General features: G+C 59.8%; 12 protein-coding genes. 10 read left to right on the top strand and 2 right to left on the bottom strand.

Translation table 11 applies throughout. The features are described 5' to 3' along the window. The first annotated feature begins 188 nt into the window (after positions 1 to 188). Positions 189 to 1,196, top strand: a complete 1,008-nt coding sequence (locus GTO89_RS09290) for a methyl-accepting chemotaxis protein (protein WP_170294442.1) — start codon at positions 189 to 191, stop codon at positions 1,194 to 1,196. Between the two features lie 216 nt (positions 1,197 to 1,412). Beyond that, positions 1,413 to 2,438 (top strand): polysaccharide deacetylase family protein, encoded by a 1,026-nt coding sequence (locus tag GTO89_RS09285; protein WP_161261791.1) that lies wholly within the window; start codon positions 1,413 to 1,415, stop codon positions 2,436 to 2,438. A 60-nt stretch (positions 2,439 to 2,498) separates the two neighbouring features. On the opposite strand, the gene GTO89_RS09280 is transcribed toward GTO89_RS09285, so the two are convergent. Then, positions 2,499 to 3,890, bottom strand: coding sequence for a hypothetical protein (locus tag GTO89_RS09280; RefSeq protein WP_161261790.1), 1,392 nt, complete (start codon positions 3,888 to 3,890; stop codon positions 2,499 to 2,501). 267 nt (positions 3,891 to 4,157) lie between these two features. Here GTO89_RS09280 and GTO89_RS09275 point away from each other — a divergent pair, with 267 nt between their 5' ends. From GTO89_RS09275 to GTO89_RS09255, 5 genes are all read left to right on the top strand, one after another. After that, complete coding sequence (locus GTO89_RS09275) at positions 4,158 to 5,564, top strand: RsmB/NOP family class I SAM-dependent RNA methyltransferase (protein ID WP_161261789.1); 1,407 nt, start codon at positions 4,158 to 4,160, stop codon at positions 5,562 to 5,564. A gap of 136 nt (positions 5,565 to 5,700) precedes the next feature. Beyond that, positions 5,701 to 6,474 carry a histidinol phosphate phosphatase gene (locus GTO89_RS09270; RefSeq protein ID WP_161261788.1) on the top strand — a complete coding sequence of 258 codons (774 nt, stop codon included), beginning with the start codon at positions 5,701 to 5,703 and terminating at the stop codon, positions 6,472 to 6,474. A gap of 17 nt (positions 6,475 to 6,491) precedes the next feature. Then, a complete protein-coding gene (locus tag GTO89_RS09265) occupies positions 6,492 to 6,974 on the top strand; it encodes a methylated-DNA--[protein]-cysteine S-methyltransferase (protein WP_161261787.1) in 483 nt (160 codons plus the stop codon). Between the two features lie 210 nt (positions 6,975 to 7,184). Continuing rightward, on the top strand, positions 7,185 to 9,344 hold the full coding sequence (locus tag GTO89_RS09260) for an EAL domain-containing protein (RefSeq protein WP_161261786.1): 2,160 nt from the start codon (positions 7,185 to 7,187) through the stop codon (positions 9,342 to 9,344). 6 nt (positions 9,345 to 9,350) lie between these two features. Next, positions 9,351 to 10,388, top strand: coding sequence for a BMP family lipoprotein (locus tag GTO89_RS09255; RefSeq protein WP_161261785.1), 1,038 nt, complete (start codon positions 9,351 to 9,353; stop codon positions 10,386 to 10,388). Here GTO89_RS09255 and GTO89_RS09250 read toward each other — a convergent pair. Then, on the bottom strand, positions 10,360 to 10,809 hold the full coding sequence (locus GTO89_RS09250; protein WP_161261784.1) for a YaiI/YqxD family protein: 450 nt from the start codon (positions 10,807 to 10,809) through the stop codon (positions 10,360 to 10,362). The genes GTO89_RS09255 and GTO89_RS09250 overlap by 29 nt on opposite strands. A gap of 407 nt (positions 10,810 to 11,216) precedes the next feature. Here GTO89_RS09250 and gltB point away from each other — a divergent pair, with 407 nt between their 5' ends. The 3 genes from gltB (at position 11,217) to GTO89_RS09235 (ending at position 20,377) form a co-directional block, all read left to right on the top strand. Further along, positions 11,217 to 15,836, top strand: a complete 4,620-nt coding sequence (gene gltB / locus GTO89_RS09245) for a glutamate synthase large subunit (RefSeq protein WP_161261783.1) — start codon at positions 11,217 to 11,219, stop codon at positions 15,834 to 15,836. A 184-nt stretch (positions 15,837 to 16,020) separates the two neighbouring features. Next, positions 16,021 to 17,505, top strand: coding sequence for a glutamate synthase subunit beta (locus GTO89_RS09240; RefSeq protein ID WP_161261782.1), 1,485 nt, complete (start codon positions 16,021 to 16,023; stop codon positions 17,503 to 17,505). A gap of 196 nt (positions 17,506 to 17,701) precedes the next feature. After that, positions 17,702 to 20,377 (top strand): ABC transporter substrate binding protein, encoded by a 2,676-nt coding sequence (locus tag GTO89_RS09235; protein ID WP_161261781.1) that lies wholly within the window; start codon positions 17,702 to 17,704, stop codon positions 20,375 to 20,377. The last annotated feature ends 82 nt before the right edge of the window (positions 20,378 to 20,459 follow it).

Below are 20,459 nucleotides of genomic sequence, written 5' to 3'. Positions count from 1 at the left end.
CTATATAAAATTTGAAAAAATGCTATGGATGGGCGATCTGTGTTTGCTATACTGGTATCGCGCGTCTGTGACGATGAAGTCCGTCATGGCTCCTTTCGGGGCCGTGAGGGACTTTTTTGTCGTTATCCGCATAAGAGAGCGTCAATGGCTCCCGCCGTTCGGAAGGCGACGAAGGAGGAGATCATCTCATGGCGGTAGTGACACCGCAGGAGAGCAGCATGTCGGTTTTGTTGAAGCGATTGACAGAGGGAACGAGCCGGATGGTGAAGACCATCCAAACCATTGACCGGATCAGCAAACAGACCAATCTGTTGGCGTTAAACTCTGCCATCGAAGCGTCAAGAGCGGGAGAGGCGGGGCGGGGCTTTCGCGTCGTCGCCGATGAGATCAAGAAACTGGCCGGCCACAGCTTCCAGGCGACCCGGGAGAGTTCCGCCACCATCAACGACATCCATCGAACAGCCAATGAGGTCATCGCCGTCCGGACGGCTGATCTGGCCTATGACACCATCGACAAGATCGACCGCAACCTCTTTGAGCGCAATTGCGACGTTCAGGCATGGGCCACCTTCCAGGCCATCCGCGACTGTCTCCGCGAACCGGACAGGTACCGGTCAGAGGCGACGAGCCTGTTAAAAAAGATCGTCGATCTCTATGAGGTCTACCATGACCTGTACCTCGTCGATCGGAAAGGCCGGATCGTGGCGACAGGCCTCCGCGAAGATCTCCTTGGCAGCGACATGTCTGACGAGGACTGGTTCCGGGAGACGATGAACCGGGAGATTGTCCACGTGACAGACATGTATTTCTGCCAATCGGCGGGCGGCCATACCGTCGCCTACTCCTGCCCGGTCCGGGACGACCAAGGCGCTGTCGCGGGCGTCCTATCGACACGGTTCAATTGGCGGTTCATCTACGACATCATCGATAAGGCGAAAGTGAGCCAGGGGGGAAGCCTTTACCTGATCAACAAGGACGGCGTTGTGATCGCCTCCCTCGATCGCAGCGGGATTCTGGAGAAGAACCTGAGCGAACTGCCGGCGGTTAGGAAAGCGATCGCCGGCGAAACCTATGGATACGTCATCGACAGCGCCCAGGGAAAACTCCAGATCTACGGGTACGCCCACACCCAAGGCTATAACGCCTATGGGGGGAAGGGCTGGTCGGTCATCGTTACAGAGCGCGCGGGCGATTAAGGGAGAGAGCGGTCTCGCCTTCACCGCCATTGCAAAAGGCAACCAATTTCCCGAATTTTCAGAGAAAAGTGGAAAAATAATGGAGAAAGATTGAAGGGCGACGCGATTTTGTGCTATCCTTGTCCTAAAAATAGGCTAAAATGTGAACGCGCCGATTCTCCCTGAACCGAATCGGCGCTTTTTGTTCCATCAGCCTGATGACGCGGAGATGATTGGATGACATTGTCCTTGAAGAGAAAAAGGATGGGGCTGGCGGCTTTTGTCGTCGTCCTGCTCCTGCTGGCGGCCTTCGCGACGGGCTGTGGGCCGACCGGCTCGTCGTCGGCTGCCCCGCCGACACCGAACAGCGCCGCTTCGACTGATGCATCGACAGGAGCGAATCCCCCTGTTTCGCCGTCGTCGACGGCCGACGCAGGAGCCGCTGCGGAAACGCCGGGGCGATACCACCAGGCGGGAGAACCGATCCGGATTCTCATGTACCATCACTTTACCAACCGGGGTTATTTTAAGAACAATGGCGTGGCCGTCATCATCGATGACTTTGCGGCCCAGATGGAGTACCTGCGCCGGGAGGGCTACCATGTGGTTCCGCTCCAGCGCATCTGGGATTACGCCCAAAAGGGAACGCCCCTGCCATCTCGACCGGTGGCGCTCACCTTTGACGACGGTTATGAATCGAACTACACCCTGGCCTTTCCCATCCTAAAAAAGTACAACTATCCCTTTACCCTCTTCCCGGTGGCGGGCTGGCTCCTGGATGAAAACCCGCCCCACACCTTCAACCCCGCCAAAGCGGATCTTCTCGATTGGCGCCAGGTGGACGAGATGGTGGCCAGCGGGCTCTGCGACGTCCAGTCACACACCTTTGACCTTCACGACAAGGTGAATGGACGGTCCTTGCTGATTGCGCCGAAGGTCGTTGATGCCAAGACAGGACGGAAAGAGACGCCCGACGAGGTGCGCAGCCGCGTGAAAAGCGACTTGCAGATGGCGAAGGAAACCATCGAGAACCGCTATGGTCGCCCGGTCACCACCCTGGCCTATCCCTACGGCGAATACGATGTTTCCGTGATGAACATCATGGATGAACTGGGGTACAGCTATGCCGTCTGTATGGGCCGCGCGCAGCACAAGGACAACCTCAAAGCCGTCATCCGCCTCGGCATTGTGCAGGAGGATGGGATGGAGGGCTTTGCCAAAAAAATGAACCAGTGGGCGTGGACCATCAAGGGGAAAAAGTAGATAGGCGCAAAAAAGAGAAATCGGATACGGACGAAAAAATGGGGCTAACCGCTGCGGCGGTCAGCCCCATTGACTATAGTCGAGGGTGTCTGGTTGAAACCAGCGAACAGACAGGCTCGGGCGGCCCGTGTGGTCGGCAGGGTTGCGCGAGAGCAGGTAATCGGGGAATTGCCGTTCGCCGAGGAAGAGTTTCGTTTTGGCGGGATCGGTGCAGTAGAAGGTGATGCCCCGCACATCGTCGAGGACCGGTTTGAAAGCGCCCAGATGAGGGTCGTCGACGCCTTCAATGACGATGGATGCGCCTTCGCTGTCCTTGTGGACGCTGAAGCGAAGGAAATTGTTGATCTGGTTGTACCGCAGCAGCCGGGACGTGCGCGCCACCAGGATCGTCCCCTCGTGATGAAGCTGGGCGATGCGGCGGAGCGGCGGCAGCGTTTCATCGGGGAAGGCGTTGTAGAGGTCGGCGGGTCCGCCCAGGTGTTGGGCGACGGCGCTGAAGCCGCCCTCGTCGATCAGGCGGCGCAGGCTCTCTTCCGTCAACTGCCGGTCAAGGTTGTAGGGGCTCCAGAGATAATCCGGTGTGGCGCGGAGGAAGTGGCGGGCGCAGGAGAACCGGTGAAAGCCCCAGACACGCTGTCCGTCCCCCAAGGTGATCGGGTAGAGCAGATCAGGATAGCCGAAGAGGTATTCCTGGGACGAAGAGGCCGAATGCCAGACGAAACGGATGCCATAGGGGATCAGCAGGTCTGTGTGGTAGTAGGGGGAGGAGGGATCGTCGCCCCCCTCGTAGGTCCGTTTCCGGCCGTCTGACAGGTTTTGCACGTTGGAACTGTTGCCGTGGTTGATCCACACGGTGAATTGAAAGCCCAAGCTGTACCACTTGGCGATGCTTTCAGCGGCCACCCGGCGGTGAAAGGTCGTCTCACTGCCGTTCTGCCGGTTAAAATCGCCGTAGCTGTGCACGCTATCGATCCAACCGCAGCGGACATACTTGGTGATCCAATCGGCGGCATACTCATCGCGCAGGTTCATGTCGCGCCAGTAACTCATCTGGTCGCGCAGGTTGTTGCCGAAGCGATCGATCGTCCCCTCCCAGTTGGTGTCGACGACCATCCAACAGGAGTCGGCGATGTCGAGCGACAGGGCTTGTCCCGTCTCTGTCGGCAGGTCGGAGTTCAAAAACTGGTGGATCCGGTTGAATTCCTTCGGCGAAGTGCCGTCAATGTCAGAGGTGATGGACAGGCTGGCCCGGTAGGGATAGGGATGGCGGCGAAGGACGATATCTTCGGCGCCTTCAACAGACCGCAATGTCCATGGGAAAGAGGGCCTCCTGGAAGAAAAGAGGCCCCCATCGCTCCGGCTTTTCCAGAGCGCCAGGGCAGCCAAGCCAGCCGCCCCGGTGGCGCCGGCGGCCAGAAAGGCCCGGCGGTTCATTTTATGTTGCCAATCCAACATCATAGTCCCCTTGATGAAGTCATCCGATTTGTTCATACTGTATCGGAAAGCGCGCGAACGACGCCTGAGCGATCGAAGCGAATCCATGTAGGTACATAAAAAAGGCTACAGGACCCGTGGCCCCCTGTCAAGGATTAGCGGGTGTAAATAATAGTATATTATTACTTTTGTTGGACGCAACCAAGCGTATGTAGGAGATCATGGCCCCTTCGATTGTCAAGTGTCGAAAGAACGGCCAGGGTCACCGAGAAGGAGGAACGTTCCGTGATTTCGCTGCCCCCCCTGTTTATCGACCGCATGGCGGCGCTTCTCCCGGCGCAGGAAAAAAACGCTTTTTTTGCAAGTTATCAGCGGGGGCCGGCCCAGGGCCTTCGCTTCAATCCGCTGAAACTGGGCCGGGAAGACTTTCTTGCCGCCATGCCCTTTCGCCTGGAGCCGGTTGCCTGGTGTGCCGGCGGCTTTTATGTGGATGGCGAGGAACGGCCGGGCAAACACCCCTTCCATGCCGCCGGGCTCTATTACATCCAGGAGCCGAGCGCCATGGCCGTCGTCGAGGCCCTTGCGCCCCAACCGGGCGAGCGGGTGCTCGATCTCTGCGCCGCGCCGGGCGGCAAGGCCACCCAGATCGCCGGGCGGCTGAAGGGGCAGGGGCTTCTGGTGGCCAACGAGATCCACCCGAAACGGGTGAAAGCCCTGTCAGAGAACCTGGAACGCTGGGGCGCCCGAAACATCCTCGTCACCCAGGAGAGCCCCGACCGGCTGGCGGGACGGTTCCCCGCCTTCTTTGACCGGATTGTCGTCGACGCGCCCTGCTCGGGCGAGGGGATGTTTCGCAAGCTACCCGAGGCGATCGACGATTGGTCCCCAGAAAAGGTGAGCCGCTGCGCCGCCATCCAAGGGGAAATCCTGCCGCTGGCGGCGCAGATGCTCCGGCCGGGCGGCGTGATCGTTTATTCCACCTGCACCTTCGCGATCGAGGAGAATGAGCGGCAGATCGAGGCCTTTTTGGGCGAACACCCGGACTTTGCACAGGAAACCTTCCCAGCGACGCAGCACTTTTCACCGGGATATCTGGATAAAACGGCCCGCCTCTGGCCCCACCGGCTGCGGGGAGAGGGTCATTTCATCGCCCGCCTGCGCAAAGTCGGCGAGCGGGAGGGGGAGGGGCAACGGGAGGCGTCTTCCGGAAGGCGCCATTTTGCAAAAGCGCAGGGGCGGCGAGGCGATGGTCGCGGCGACGACAAAACCGTCGTGCCCAAAGAAGCGCGCGCCCTTTTCGAACGCTTTTGCGCCGCTGACCTGCGCGTCATCCCCGAGGGCCCGCTGGCCTTGTTCGGCGACGCCCTCTACGCCCAGGTGGAAGGATTGCCCGGCCTCGACGGCATCAAGGTGGCCCGGGCCGGGTGGCATCTGGGGACGGTCAAGCCGGGGCGTTTCGAGCCGTCCCATGCGCTCGCCCTGGCCCTGTCGCCTGGCCAGTGGCGCCGCAGCATCGAACTGGACCCTGACGGCGATGAGGCCCTCCGCTACCTGCGCGGCGAAAGCCTCTTCGCCGGCGGCGAGGCTGGTTGGACCGTCGTGACGGTCGGCGGTTTTCCCCTCGGCTGGGCAAAAGCCTCCGGCGGGCAGTTGAAAAACCACTACCCGAAGGGGTTGCGCTGGCTCGGCTGACGGGCCTTTCAGGGCGAAAAACAGAATGCAGCATCAAAACGCGATTATTTTCACAAGAAAAAAATATCCTCTCCAGCTGCGCCGAGGTACAATAAAGGGGAGAAACAGCAATGGGAGAGACGCACTGGAGGTTGCTATGATTTTTGATACACATGTGCATACGCGCTTCTCGACAGACTCGCTGATGGCCCTCGACCAGGCGAAGGAACGGGCGGAGAAGTTGGGAATCGGACTGATCATCACCGACCATATGGATCTGGAATACCCGAAGCCCCACAGCTTCACCTTCGACGTGGACGCTTTTTTTCGTGCCTACGAGCCTTGCCGGAGCGAACGATTGCGGCTGGGCATCGAGATGGGCATGCGCAGCGAACTGGTGGACCACAACCGGACACTGGCGTCGGCCTACCCCTTCGATTTCATCATCGGCTCCATCCATGTGGTCGATGGCGTCGAGGTCGTGGCGCAGCGTTTCTTTCAGGGGCGCACCAAACAGGAGGTCTATGACCGCTACTTTGACAACATGCTCGACTGTGTCAAGGCCTATGACTTTATCGACAGCCTGGGCCATATCGATTACATCGCCCGGTACGCCTTGCTCGACGATCCGGAGATCCACTACAGCGAGTTTCGGGAAAGGATCGATCCGATCCTGGCTGTGTTGGCAGAGCGGGGACAGGCCATCGAGATCAATGCCCGTCGCCTCGGCAATCCGGCTGTGGCGGAGGCGATCCTTCCCATCTACCGGCGCTTTGCCGAACTGGGCGGGCGGCGCGTCACCATCGGCTCTGACGCCCATACGCCTCGCGATGTGGGACAGAACCTGAAGGCGTCGCTGGACTTGGCGGAACGATGCCGCTTGCAGCCGGTCTGGCACAAGGCGCGGGTCGCCCAGCCGGTCGTCCTGTAGCGGAAGGGGGGAGGAGGATGCCGGAAGTGTGCCAAATCGAATACCAGTCGGCGATCGGCCTCATCGAGATCGGGGGGACGGATCAGGGGATCGAGTCCATCTGCTTCGTCGAGGACAGGGGGAACGACGCCCGTCAGGCAAGACCCGATCCGCCCGCCTGCCTGGTGGACTGCCTCCGGCAGTTGGACGAGTACTTTCAAGGCGCTCGTCAGACCTTTTCCCTGACCATGGCGCCCCGGGGCACGGCATTCCAGCAGCGCGTGTGGCAAGCCCTGGCCGCCATCCCCTTTGGCGAGACCCGTTCCTACCGGCAGATCGCCGAAACCATTGGCAATCCCAGGGCGGTCCGGGCCGTTGGCGGCGCCAACCACAACAACCCCCTGAGCATCATCGTCCCCTGTCACCGCGTCATCGGCAGCGACGGCAGCCTGACCGGTTACGGCGGCGGCCTGTGGCGCAAAGAGTGGCTGCTCAACCATGAAAAAGGGATCCTGCGATAGACGCCCGCCCGGGTGTCTATCTTTTTTTCGGCTCGCCCCAGGGGGCCGCGGCCTTGGCCAGGGACAGGCCAAATTTTTTTAAGACAAAAGAAAATATTTACAGGAAAAACATTATAACAATAGAATATTCATGCATAAGCACGCTGCTGTAATGGCTTCCTAATGATTGGATCGGCCGATTGCAACAGGGGAACGAGGGGTGATCCATCGTTGCGTTGGCTTCAGAATACGAAGATTGCAAACAAACTGCTGGCCTTTTTCCTGTTCATGGCCCTGCTGCTGGCTGTGGTCGGCTTTGCCGGCTACTGGGGAAGCCGGGAGATCACCAACATCATGTACCGGATCACCCAGAACCAGATCGTTCCCATGCAGCAATTAAACCGTTGCCGGTTCCTGCTGAAAGAACAACAGACCATCAGCATCCAACTGCTGTTGGCGTCGCCCAACAAGGCTGAATACAACAGCCTCAGCGCTCGCCAGGCGGAACAGTTCAAGGCCACCGATACCCTTTTGGGGGAATTTTACGGCATCCCCCTGGATGAGGGGGAATTGGATTGGATGCGCCGCCTGCGGCAGGAATACAGTCTCTTCCGCTTGGAATGGGATCATGCCAACGAGCGCTTCCAGAAGGGGGAGTCGCAAGGGGCGCTGGCCCAATACCAGAGCCGAGCGGCGATTCACCTCGACAACGCCGAGGTCCTGTTGCGTGTCTTGACCGACCACAGCATGGAGAAGGTGACGATCCTGAACCGGCAAGGCGATCGGCTGGCTCAAAACGCCGGACAGTTTGTCGCCGTCATCGCCGTTCTGTCCATCGTCATCGCCCTATTGTCGGGATGGAAACTGTCGGCGCTGATCACCCGCCCGCTCAAGGAGATGCTGAAGGAAGTCGAGGCGGTCGCCGCCGGCGACATGAGCGGCCTCGGCCGCAGCGTTCCCGCCAATTCGGAAGACGAGATCGGCAAGCTGGCCAAAGGGTTTAATCAGATGGCGAAGCGGCTGCGCAGTTACCTGAACGACTTGCAGGACATCAACCAGGCGATCCATCACCAGGCCCACCATGACGCCTTGAGCGGTCTGGCGAACCGAAGGCAGTTCCACAAGCGCTTGGAGGAACTGCTGGCGCTGGCCGGAAAGGATCCCTTCGCCATCCTCTTCATCGACCTGGATCGGTTCAAAGACATCAACGACACCTTTGGTCACAGCATCGGCGATCTGCTGCTGAAGGAGGTCGCCGGACGCCTCTCGACCTGCCTGTCCCAGTCTGACACGATCGCCCGCATCGGCGGCGACGAATTTACGGTCATCCTGATCCATCCCCGCTGTGACAAAGAGGTTCGTGAGGCGGCACAGCAGGTCCTCGACAGGATCGGCGAGCCCTTTTACATTCGCGGGCATGAGTTTTACATCTGCGCCAGCATCGGCGTCAGTCGCTACCCCGTTGACGGAAAAGACAAGGAGGCGCTGGTGCGGGCCGCCGACACCGCCATGTACCATGCCAAGAAAAAGGGCCATGACAACATCCAGTTCTACACGGAAGACATGCACGAGAGCAACCTGCGCCGCCTATCCCTCGAAAAGGATCTGCGGCAAGCCATCGAAAAGGGCCAACTGGAGCTGTACTACCAGCCGAAGGTGGAACTCCGGCGGGGATGCATCGCCGGCATGGAGGCGCTGCTGCGCTGGGAACATCCCCGGCAAGGGAAGATCGGCCCGGCGACCTTTATTCCCATCGCCGAGGAGTCTGGCTTGATCCATCCACTGGGGGAATGGGTCTTTCAACGAGCCTGCATCCAGAACAAAGACTGGCAGGATGCGGGATATCCCAAGATGCGAATGGCCGTCAACCTCTCGCCCTATCAGTTTCGCCAGCAGGACCTGCCCGATCGCCTGGCCTGCATCTTGCGGGAAACGGGACTCGATCCGGAGTGGCTCGAGTTGGAGATCACCGAAAGCAGCCTGATGGAACAAACAGAGGACACCCTGATGATGTTGCGGCGCCTGAAGGCGCTTGGCGTTCACATCAGCATCGACGACTTCGGAACGGGATACTCCTCCCTCAACTACCTCAAGCAGTTTCCCATCGATTGCGTCAATATTGATAAGACCTTCATCGACGATATCGTCGTGAACCCAAAAGACTCCAAGATCGCCTATGCTATCATCGGCCTCGTCAAGAGCCTCGATCTGCGGGTCGTCGCGGAAGGCGTGGAAAGTGTGGAGCAGTTGAGTTTTCTCGACCGGCACCACTGTGACGAGATACAAGGATACTACTTCAGCCGTCCGCTGCCGGCCGCCATCTTTGAATCGCTGTTGCAGGACCGGCTGTGGCTGCCCCAGCGCTGCGCCATCAAGCCGGAAAAGGGGTGAGCGAATTTGGCGAACCGCTATCGCGTGGCCGCGCTATTGCTGGCGACCCTGTTGCTCCTCCTGCCGGTGGGCTGCAGTGTGGCGACACGGGAAGCGCCCCCCCTCCGGGTGGTGTTGCTCTACGACCAGGGAGGGCCGGGGGACTGCTGTTTTAACGATATGGCACGGGAAGGAGTGAAACGGGCGGCCAAGGAATTCGGCCGGCGGATCGACACAAAGACCTTTCAGGTATCTTCCTACGGCGATAACCGGGAACTGCTCTTGGAACTGCAGGGGCAGAGCCGGGTCGATCTGGTGATCGCCGTCAGCTATGATTTTACCCGGTCGGTGCAACTGGTGGCGCCTCGCTACCCGGAGACGCACTTTGTCGTCATCGACGGCTATCTTCCCGGCCTTTCGCCGGAAGGAAACGTGACCTGCGTTACCTTCCGGGAGCAGGAAGGATCCTATCTGGTCGGCGCCATCGCCGCCCTGTTGACGAAGACAGGGAGCATCGGGTTCATCGGCGCCGTCAAAAATCCGGTCATCGAACGCTTTGAAGCGGGGTATCAGGCGGGCGCATGGCGGATAGACCCCGAGGTCAAGGTTTTATCGAACACGATCGGGATGGATTCCTCGGCCTACCTAAACCCTAGACGGGCCAAAGAACTGAGCGAGTGGCAGTACAACGCCGGTGTCGACATCATCTACCATGCCGCCGGCGCCTCGGGCATCGGCGTGATGGAAGCCGCCCGCGACCGGAACCGGTGGATGATCGGCGTTGACGCCGACCAATCGTTGACCGCTCCGGAAGGCATGCAGCCCTACATCCTGACGAGCATGCTCAAGCGTGTCGATGTGGCCGTCTTCGAATCGATCCGCATGGCCGTCCAGGGCGCCATCCATGGCGGCAACATCCTGTTGGGCTTGCGGGAAGACGCCGTCGGGTATGCCGAGAACGAATTCAACCGCGAGCGCATGGCGCCGATCCGGGAGCGGATCGAGTCCATTCGCGCCGAGATCATCGAAGGAAAGATCAAGGCGCCGGGCTGGCTGGGGGAGTAAGGAGCGCTTCCAAGGACGCGGCGAACCGTCGATCGGCATCGGCGGTTCTTTTTTTCGGCCCTTTCGTCCGGCCGCCGCCGCGGCGAAAACGCGCCTTCAATTCGCGCTCCTCCAGCAGCAGATCCATCCGCGCGGGGTCGTAGATCTGGCCTGTGGGGCCGAGGCAGCGGACGCCTTTGCCGATCAGCATGGCGGCGAGGCCGAAGTCCTGGGTGACGGCCACATCGCCCCGTTCGGCCAGGTTCATCACCTTGATGTCTGTTTCCTGAGCGGCGCCGCCGACGATAACATGGTGATCCGATTCGATCACATGGTTAAAGCTGGCGACGGTCCAGACGGGGACGTGAAAGCGGCGTCCCAGTTCGAGGCTGAGCCGGAGCGCCTCGCGAGGGCAGGCGTCGGCGTCGATGAGCAGTTTCATGGGATTCCCCTTCCTGTCTCTTGCTCGCGTTGGCGCGCCGGAGAGCCGCCGGAGACAAAAGACAAATTTTTTAAATAAACCCAGACTGCTGTCATGTTTCCTATTGCTGCATCAAAAGCGGGGAAAACTTAGCTTTTTACCGAAAAGTATACAATATTCTTTTAGGGTTTTCGCCGAATATGGGGCTAATTTACAGCATCGCATCTCCAAAAGCGCGACATTTGTTGCTATAATATTATGACAGAAAAATACCGCCCTCTGGCGGGCAAACAGGCAGTAGGCAAGCCTTTCCGGTATCGTGAAGCGTGTCCTGCTGGGAGTCCCGGATCAGAGGGGCCTTTTTATGCCCCTGTGCCGGGTTGAATTTGTTGTCAGCAATCGAGTTAGTGCAAAAGGAGAGAAAGAGATTGCAAGAAAAGAAATGGATTGGCTTGCCTCCCAAGCAGGGTCTCTATGACCCGCAGTTTGAGCATGATGCCTGTGGCATCGGATTCGTCGCCAACATCAAAGGGAAGAAGTCCAATGCGATGGTCCGCCAGGCCCTGTCCATCCTGATCAACCTCGATCACCGGGGCGCTAAGGGCGCGGAAGTGAACAGCGGCGACGGCGCCGGCATCCTGATGCAGATCCCCCATACCTTTATGACCAAAGAATGCGCTGCCCTGAACATCGCCCTGCCGCCGGTCGGCGAGTATGGCGTGGGCATGCTCTTCCTCTGCCCGAACGAAGCGGAGCGCGCCGCCTATGAGGCCCACTTCGAACGCATCGTCCGGGAAGAGGGGCAGGCCTTCCTCGGCTGGCGCGCTGTTCCCACCGATAACAGCAGCCTGGGCGACGAAGCCAAGTCGACGGAGCCCTTCGTGCGGCAGGTCTTTATCGGCGCCTCTGACGCCGTCAAGGCCCAACTGGCTCAAGATCCCCAGGCCTTTGAGCGCAAGCTCTATATCATCCGCAAACGGGCGGAAAAAGAGATCCGCCACGGCGGCAAACCGGGCTGCCAATACTTCTACTTCGCCAGCCTGTCGGCGCGCACCATTGTCTACAAAGGCATGCTCACGCCCGACCAGGTCGACAAGTACTATGTGGAACTGAAAGACCCCGCCATGGATACGGCCCTGGCGCTGGTTCACTCCCGTTTCAGCACCAACACCTTCCCCAGTTGGGAGCGGGCCCATCCGAACCGCTACCTGATCCACAACGGCGAGATCAACACGGTCCGCGGCAACGTCAACTGGATGCATGCCCGCCAGGCCATGTGCCAGTCCGACCTCTTCGGCGACGACCTGGCTAAGACGATGCCGGTCATCGACACGAACGGCAGCGACTCGGCCATGTTTGACAACTGCCTCGAATTCCTGCACATGAGCGGCCGTTCCCTGCCCCACGCCGCCATGATGATGATTCCCGAACCCTGGTCCAACCATGAGTCCATGAGCGACGCCAAGAAAGCCTTCTACGAGTACCACAGCTGCATGATGGAGCCCTGGGATGGCCCGGCCGCCATCGTCTTCTCTGACGGCCGCATGATCGGCGCCGTCCTCGACCGCAACGGCCTGCGCCCTGCCCGCTACTACGTTACCAAGGATGACATGATCATCATGGCCTCCGAAGTGGGCGTCTTGGAAGTGGCCCCGGAAAACGTTCTCGTCAAGGAGCGCCTGCATCCGGGCCGCATGCTCCTCGTCGATACGGAACAGGGCCGCATCGTCACCGACGAAGAACTCAAAGAGGGCATGGCCGCCGCTAACCCCTACCGCCAGTGGCTCGACGAGCACCTGTCCAGCCTGGAAGACCTGGCCGATGCCCCCGCCGTTCCGGAAGCCGACCATGAGACGGTCGTCCAACGCCAGCAGGCCTTCGGCTACACCTATGAAGACCTGACGAAGACCCTCGAACCGATGGGCAAAAACGGCGTCGATCCCATCGGCGCCATGGGCCATGACATGCCCCTGGCTGTCCTCTCGGATAAACCGCAGTTGCTCTACAATTACTTCAAACAACTCTTCGCCCAGGTTACCAACCCGCCCATCGACGCCATCCGGGAAGAACTGATCACCGGCTCGGGCACCACCTTGGGACCGGAGAAAAACCTCCTGAAGCCGGAGCCCGACTCCTGCCGCCAGATCCGTCTCAAGTCGCCCATCCTCAGCAACGAGGAATTGGCCAAGCTCCGCAGCGTCGACCGGGACGGCTTCAAGACCATCACCCTGCCGATCCTCTTCAACGTCAAAGAAAACGGCGCCGGCCTCGAAGCGGCCCTGGCTGATCTCTGCCAGGCGGCCGACAAGGCCATCGCTGACGGCTATTCGCTGATCATCCTCTCTGACCGCGGCATCGACGCCGAGAAGGCCCCCATCCCCGCCCTGCTCGCCGTCTCCTGCCTGCACCACCACCTGATCCGCAAAGGCACCCGCCTGAAGGTGGGCATGCTCCTCGAATCGGGCGAACCGCGGGAAGTCCATCACTTCGCCCTGCTCCTCGGCTATGGCGTCGGGGCCATCAACCCCTACATGGCCTTTGAAAGTCTCGACGACATGATCCGCCAGGGCATGCTGCCCGGCCTCAGCCATAAGGACGCCGTCAAGAACTACATCAAGAGCGCCACGAAAGGCGTCGTCAAGGTCCTCTCCAAGATGGGCATCTCGACGATCCAGAGCTACCGCGGCGCCCAGATCTTCGAGAGCGTCGGCATCGCCTCCGAGGTGATCGAGAAGTACTTCACCGGCACGCCGTCGCGCATCGGCGGCATCCGCCTCGCCGAGATCGCCAAGGAAGCGGAAATGCGGCACTGGCGCGCCTTCAACGACCAGCCCGGCCGCGACGCCACCTTGGACACCGGCTCCGGTCACCAGTGGCGCACCGACGGGGAAGAGCACATGTTCAACCCCGAGACGATCACCACCCTCCAGGAAGCCTGCCGCAAGGGCGACTACAAGCTCTTCAAGCGCTACACATCGGCGCTGAACGTGGAGACCCAAAAGGCGCGCACCCTGCGGGGCCTGCTCAAGTTCAAGAAGAAAAACCCCATTCCCCTCGATGAGGTGGAATCGGTTGAATCCATCTGCCGCCGCTTCAAGACAGGCGCCATGTCCTTCGGCTCCATCAGCCAGGAGGCCCATGAAGCGATGGCCATCGCCATGAACCGCATCGGCGGCAAGAGCAACACCGGCGAAGGCGGCGAGGATCCGGCCCGCTTCGTCAAGATGCCCAACGGCGACTCCAAGCGCAGCGCCATCAAACAGGTCGCTTCCGGCCGTTTCGGCGTCTCCAGCCACTACCTGGTCAACGCCGATGAGATCCAGATCAAGATGGCCCAAGGCGCCAAGCCTGGCGAAGGCGGCCAGCTCCCCGGCGGCAAGGTCTATCCCTGGGTCGCCAAGTGCCGCGGCACCACCGCTGGCGTCGGCCTCATCTCGCCGCCGCCCCACCATGACATCTACTCCATCGAAGACCTGGCCGAACTGATCCATGACCTGAAAAACGCCAACCCCCGGGCGCGCATCAACGTCAAGCTCGTCTCCGAAGTCGGCGTCGGCACCATCGCCGCCGGCGTCGCCAAGGGCCGCGCCGACGTGGTGCTCATCTCCGGCTATGACGGCGGCACCGGCGCTTCGCCCCGGACCTCCATCCGCCATGCCGGCCTGCCCTGGGAGCTGGGCCTGGCGGAAACCCACCAGACCCTGGTGCTCAATAAACTGCGCGATCGCATCGTCGTCGAGACGGATGGCAAGCTGATGACCGGCCGCGACGTCGTCATGGCCGCCCTGCTCGGCGCCGAAGAATACGGCTTTGCCACAGCGCCCCTCGTCGTCCTCGGCTGCGTCATGATGCGCGTCTGCAACCTGGATACCTGCCCTGTCGGCGTCGCCACCCAGAACCCTGAACTGCGCAAAAAGTTTGCCGGCGACCCGGCCCATGTGGTCAACTTCATGCGCTTCATCGCCGAAGAGATGCGCGAAGTCATGGCCGAACTCGGTTTCCGCACCATCGACGAGATGGTCGGCCGCACCGATGTCCTTGAAGCGGGCGACGCCGTCGACCACTGGAAAGCCAGCGGCCTCGACCTCTCCGCCCTCCTCTTCCAGCCCGACATGCCTGAAGAAGTGGGTCGCTACTGCCGCATCCGTCAGGATCACGGCCTGGACCGCTCCCTCGACATGCGCGAACTGGTCCCCATGTGCCGCCGCGCCGTCGAACGGGCGGAAGCTGTGGAAGCCTCCTTCAAGATTCAAAACACGGACCGTGTCGTCGGCACCATCCTCGGCAGCGAGGTCACTCGCCGCTACGGCGCCGAAGGGTTGCCGGAAGACACGATCACCCTTCGCTTCACCGGCTCTGCCGGCCAGAGCTTCGGCGCTTTCGTGCCGAAGGGCATGACGATGATCCTCGAGGGCGATGCCAACGACTACTTCGGCAAAGGCCTCTCGGGCGGCAAACTCGTCGTCTTCCCGCCGGCCGTCTCCTCCTTCGTCCCCGAAGAAAACATCATCACCGGCAACGTCAACCTCTACGGCGCCACAGGCGGTGAGGCCTACATCCGCGGCGTCGCCGGCGAACGCTTCTGCGTCCGCAACTCCGGCGCCACCGCCGTCGTAGAAGGCGTGGGCGATCACGGCTGTGAATACATGACCGGCGGACGTGTCGTCGTCCTCGGCGAGACCGGCCGCAACTTCGCTGCCGGCATGTCCGGCGGCATCGCCTACATTCTCGACGAAGAGGGAACCTTCGCCGGCCAGTGCAACATGGAAATGGTTTCGCTGGAAAAACTGGAGAACGCCGCCGAGATCGCCGAGGTCAAGGGCATGATCGAGCGCCATGTCCAGTACACGGGCAGCGAACTCGGTCAAAAGGTCCTCGCCAACTGGGAAGCCACCCTGTCCAAGTTCGTCCGGGTCATCCCGAAAGACTACAAGCGGATGCTGGCCGCCATCGAGCGGGCCACCCAGGCGGGACTCAGCGGTGAAGAAGCCATTATGGCCGCCTTTGAAGAGAACAAGCAAGCCAAGTCTCGCGTCGGCGGGAACTAAGGGAGTCACGGCGCAGCGTCGGGGTCGAGCCCAGGTTCAGCATGGCGAGTAACTTCCCGAGTGCGCTCTGGAAGGACATCGGGATTAACGCGAATCCAGTACCATACGTGAACCGGGCCGAACCCGGCGCCTGGCCGGCGTCGACAAGAGTACAGGACAAGAAAGAGAAGTAGGAGGAACGGCCATGGGCAAACCAACCGGCTTTTTAGAATACCAGCGCCAGCTTCCCGCTGACCGGGAACCCCTTGAGCGGGTCAAGGACTGGGGCGAGTTTCACTATCATATGAGCGAAGAAGACCTGCGCACCCAGGGCGCCCGCTGCATGGATTGCGGCGTCCCCTTCTGCCACAGCGGCATGATGATCGGCGGCATGGTCTCTGGCTGCCCCTTGCACAACCTCACCCCCGAATGGAACGACCTCGTCTACCGGGGCCTCTGGAAGGAAGCTTGGCTGCGCCTGAAAAAGACGAGCAACTTCCCCGAGTTCACCGGCCGCGTCTGCCCCTCCCCCTGTGAGGGCGCCTGCACCGCCGGCCTCGCCACCTCCCCGGTGACGATCAAAAACATTGAGTGCCACATCATCGACAAGGCCTTCGAGGAAGGTTGGGAAGTCCCCACGGAACCGGCCAAGCGGACCGGCAAAAAAGTGGCGGTCATCGGCTCGGGCCCCTCGGGTCTGGCGACTGCTGACCAGTTGAACAAAGCCGGCCACAGCGTCACCGTCTTCGAACGGGCTGACCGCATCGGCGGCTTGCTCATGTACGGCATCCCGAACATGAAGCTTGACAAGTCTGTCGTCCAGCGCCGCGTGGACCTGATGGCCGCTTCGGGCATCACCTTCGTCACCAACTGCGAAGTCGGCAAGGACTATCCCGCCGACAAGCTGAAGGAAGAGTTTGACGCCATCGTCCTCTGCGGCGGTTCCACCAAGCCCCGCGACCTTCCCGTCGAAGGCCGCAACCTCAAAGGCGTTCACTTCGCCATGGAGTTCCTGGGCGCCAACACGAAGAGTCTCCTCGACTCCAACCTGAGCGACGGCAACTTCATCAGCGCCGAAGGCAAGGATGTCATCGTCATCGGCGGCGGCGACACGGGCACCGACTGTGTCGGCACCTCCCTCCGTCACAAGTGCAACTCCGTCTACCAGATGGAGATCATGCCCCAGCCCCCCGTCGAGCGGGCTGCCAACAACCCCTGGCCCCAATTCCCCCGGGTGCTGAAGATCGACTACGGCCAGGAAGAGGCGGCCGCCATCGCCGGCGCCGATCCCCGCCACTACCTCATCTCGACGAAAAAAATCGTCGGCGATGAAAAGGGCCACGTCAAAGAAGTCCACACCGTCCAGATCGAATGGGTCAAAGACGAGCAGGGCCGCATGAGCCCGAAAGAGGTCGCCGGCACCGAAAAAGTCTGGCCGGCCCAACTGGTCCTCCTGGCCATGGGCTTCCTCGGCCCCGAAGACCAACTGCTCACCCAACTGGGCGTCGAGCGCGACCCCCGTTCCAACGTCAAAGCCGACTTCGGCAAGTTCGCCACCAGCGTTTCCGGCGTCTTCTCCGCCGGCGACATGCGCCGCGGCCAGTCCCTCGTCGTCTGGGCCATCAGCGAAGGCCGCCAGGCAGCGCGGGAAGTGGATAAGTTTTTAATGGGGACGACGAATTTGCGGTAGTTTTTGAGAAACAGTCTTTATACGTACAGAACGAAGTGCATGGTGCTTCGTTCTTTTTTTATCTCTCACGTCTTCTAGCTATGATGAAAAGAATTTGAGAAAACAGACACAAAGCATCGCCATTGAATACGAACCCCCATGGTATAATGAACTCAAACCATCTGTTCGGAAAGGCACAAAGCGAGGGCATCGGCATATGGGAAAAGACACCAAGTTTCGCGCCTCTGGCATCGCTGCATCCCAGGTCTTGACGGCACTCCTTGTGGTCTTCATGACAGTGCTGATTACACTGCTCCCTGCGTTATGCCCAACGCCGTTCCCGCCATCGCCCCCCAGGCTGTTTCCCCTTGGGGATAACCCCCTCGCTCCCGACACCGCCTATGCCGCGAGCGAGACCCCCAAACGCAATGTCCTCCTCTTGAACTCCTACCACGCCGGATACCGTTGGTCTGACGATATCATCGACGGCGTCCGCTCTGTCTTGTTGCGGCCTGGAAATGGCAACATTGACCTGCATGTGGAGGAGATGGACACCCAGAGGGTCACCGACCCGGAATATCAGGACAAACTGTTTGAGGTATACCGCCAAAAGTTTCGCCAGAGGCCGGTTGACCTGGTCCTCTGCGCCGATGACAACGCCTTTACGTTCATGCAGAAGCATGTGCAGGCGCTGTTTCCCGGTGTGCCTGTCGTCTTCTGCGGTGTCAATTACCTCGATGACCGCTGTCTGACCGACTGCGGCCTTTTTACTGGCGTCGTGGAGGATTATGACCTAAAGGCGACGATTGAAACGGCCCTGCGGTTGCGCCCGCAAACGAAGCAAATCTACTGGATCAACGACCGGTCCACCACCGGTCGCGCGATCGAAAAGAAGATGGAGGAAACGATCCCCTTCTTCAATGATCGAATCCGCTTTGAGGCCTTGCAGGATAAGACCATGCCGGAACTCTTGCAGACGGTACAGTCTCTTCCCGACGACAGCCTGGTGTTGTTTTTGATTTTCAACCAGGACGCAGCTGGTCGCTTTTTCGCGTATGACGAGAGCGTGTCCATGATAGCGGAAAAAAGCCGTGTTCCGCTTTTTGGCGCCTGGGATTTTTCTCTTGGCCACGGTATCGTCGGCGGCATGTTGACGGGCGGCTTTTCCCAGGGAGAAGCGGCGGCCAAGCTGGCGCTCCGGGTCTTGCAAGGTGAAAAGCCGTCCGATATCCCGGTGGTCCGTGAAGGCGTCAACCGCTACATGTTCGATGATACACAATTGAGGCGATTCGGCATCGACCCGGTTCGCTTGCCGGCGGGCAGTGTCATCATCAACCAGTCCTATACAGATAAAAAGCAGATCCTGCTGCTCCAGTCCTACGACAGCGGCATGGATTGGACAGCCAACATGGAAGCCGGTATCCGCGCCGTTTTTAACGACACCGATCGCTATACCCTGTACCTGGACTATATGGACGCAAAGCGGAACATCAGCCCCGAGTACATGCACAAGACGGTTCCCCTCTTCATCGAGAAGTACAAAAACAAGCATTTTGACGCCGTCATCGTCGCCGACGATGTAGCCTATCATTTTGCGCTCACCTACCGAAAGCAACTTTTTGCCGATACGCCGGTCGTGTTTTGCGGCGTCAATGGCTTTGAACCGGCCGACTTGGCGGGGCAGGTGAACATGACCGGTGTGGTCGAGAAAGTGGATTTTCAACAGACCATCGAAATGGCCTTGCGGTTACATCCACGCACAGAGCGGATCGTCATCGTGAACGACTGGAGCGATACGGGCATTGCCAACCGGCGCCAGTTGGAAGCGATCCTTCCGGACTTTGGCGAGCGGGTTCACTTTGAGTTTATCGGCGATGTGAACATGGCCGAGGTCCAAGAAAAAGTGGCCCATCTCTCTTCAGACAGCCTGGTTCTGTTAGTGACCTTCAATCAGGACAAGTCCCATAGCGTTTTTTCCTATGAGGAAAGCGCCGAATTGATCGCCCGGGCGTCGTCAGCGCCTGTGTACGGTTGCTGGGATTTTTACCTGGGACATGGTATTGTCGGCGGCATGGTGACGAGCGGCTATACCCAGGGCGAAACGGCGGCGAAGTTGGCCTTGCGCGCCTTGAATGGTGAACGACTGGAAGGGGTGCCGGTCATCCGGGAAAGCCCCAACCGGTATATGTTCGATCATCGCCAGCTTCAACGCTGGCAGATCGATGCCGCCCGGCTTCCCGCCGGGAGTGTCATTGTGAATAAGCCGGAATCATTTTATGAGAAAAACCAATCCATCGTCTTTGGCGCCTCTGTCCTCTTTGCCTTTCTTCTCTATATCATCGGCACCTTGCAGATCAACATCCGCCGCCGCCGCAAAGCGGAGGAGACGCTGCGCGTTTTCGCCACCATCGATGAGTTGACGGGACTCTTCAATCGCCGCAGCGGGATGCAGTTTCTGCAAAAGCACATGGAGGAAGCCAAGCGGTGTCGGAAAGAATTGACGGTCTGTTTTGTCGACGTGAACGACTTAAAGCGGATCAATGACACCTTCGGTCACGACGAGGGAGACCGGCTGATTAAGACGGTAGCTGACCTGCTGCAAAAATCCTTGCGGGACAGTGATGTGATTTGCCGGTTGGGCGGTGACGAGTTTTTGCTGATCCTTCCCGACTGCGACTTGGCTCGGGCGCAAAAGATTTGGGAGCGTGTGGAAGAGAGCCGGCGGAGCATCAACCGCATCGGCTTGATGCCTTATGCGATCAATTTCAGCCATGGCTTTGCCTGTTACGACCCCCTTGAGGGGCTTTCTCCCGATGAATTGATCAAGCGGGCCGATATGGAGATGTATGAGACGAAGCGAGCGCTAAAGGCGGAAAGGGCGTTGCTTCCGTGACAGTGATTTGGCTCTTCATCTAATTAATTCCAAAATGAACCATTCGGTTGTTTTTGGCATTATAAAAATGCATGAAAGGGCA

Origin of the sequence: Heliomicrobium gestii (assembly GCF_009877435.1) — a bacterium.
Lineage (GTDB): Bacteria > Bacillota > Desulfitobacteriia > Heliobacteriales > Heliobacteriaceae > Heliomicrobium > Heliomicrobium gestii.
The sequence above is the reverse complement of the archived record's forward strand: the minus strand, read 5'-3'. Positions and strand labels throughout refer to the sequence as shown.